Origin of the sequence: Alkalihalophilus lindianensis, from assembly GCF_032843265.1 — a bacterium.
In the GTDB taxonomy this organism is placed as follows: Bacteria; Bacillota; Bacilli; order Bacillales; family Bacillaceae_D; genus Alkalihalophilus; species Alkalihalophilus lindianensis.
The window spans coordinates 1-255 of sequence record NZ_JAWJBA010000645.1 but is presented as its reverse complement, the minus strand read 5'-3'; the positions used below and the strand labels follow the sequence as shown (position 1 = coordinate 255).

Below are 255 nucleotides of genomic sequence, written 5' to 3'. Positions count from 1 at the left end.
CCGACAAGTTCACCGTATGACAGCTGATTAGTAAAGCTGAGCCAGGCCCCATATACTAAGACGATAATCGTAATGAACCGCGTCATCATATAAATGCCGGACAGACTAAAGGACATGACACGATATCCGCCGAGTTTAGCGGCACGATAACGATGATTATTGGTTTTAAATATAGCAATCTCAAATTCTTCATTTGTAAAGGATTGGACTACGCGGCTTCCTGATACACTGTCTTCAACCCTAGCATTTACATCG

The 255-nt window shown here is 42.7% G+C and carries 1 protein-coding gene; it reads right to left on the bottom strand.

The annotated features are described in order from the left end of the window. Nucleotides 1–255 (bottom strand): ABC transporter transmembrane domain-containing protein (locus tag RYX56_RS23740; RefSeq protein ID WP_317124306.1); only part of this gene is annotated, 255 nt, incomplete at both ends.